This window comes from Pseudomonas sp. EA_5y_Pfl2_R50 (assembly GCF_963970475.1).
Lineage (GTDB): Bacteria > Pseudomonadota > Gammaproteobacteria > Pseudomonadales > Pseudomonadaceae > Aquipseudomonas.
The window spans coordinates 1-519 of the sequence record NZ_CAXAPT010000113.1 but is presented as its reverse complement, the minus strand read 5'-3'; the positions used below and the strand labels follow the sequence as shown (position 1 = coordinate 519).

General features: G+C 62.6%; 1 protein-coding gene. It reads right to left on the bottom strand.

Going from position 1 to position 519, the window contains the following annotated elements; translation table 11 throughout:
• A partial coding sequence (locus tag AACY19_RS26970; RefSeq protein ID WP_339454546.1) for an FHIPEP family type III secretion protein occupies nucleotides 1-519 on the bottom strand: 519 nt, incomplete at both ends.

Here is a 519-nt window from a genome sequence, read left to right as displayed (position 1 = left end):
CACGGCCGATACGAAACCCTGCAGCGTTGAGGGGGCCATAGCGAGCTGGCGGTCGTCGCCGGTGCCGACGATGCTGTCGGCAAAGGCGGTGTCCCATTCGGGCGACAAGGTCACCACCGGAATGGCGTTGTCGCGGGTTTGCGCCACCGAAATCTGGCGGGCGAGACGCGAGCGGACATGTTCCGTCAGCATCGTCAGGTTGCTGGTCGAAGGGGATGCCTCGGCAATGCCTTCCAGAATGGTCGGGATGTCGCGGATCGAAATCCCTTCCGACAGCAAATTCTGCAGGATGCGCTGCACGCTCGACACCGAGACCTTGGACGGCACGATGTCGGCGACCAGCTTGGCCGCGTCCTTGTGGATGTCGCCCAGCAGCTTCTGCGTTTCGGTATAAGACAGCAGGTCGGCGATATTGTCCTTCACCAGCTCGGTCAGGTGCGTGGTGATGATCGTGCCGCAATCAACCACGGTCAGGCCGCGGAAGCCCGCTTCCTCGCGCAACTCGCGGTCGATCCACAA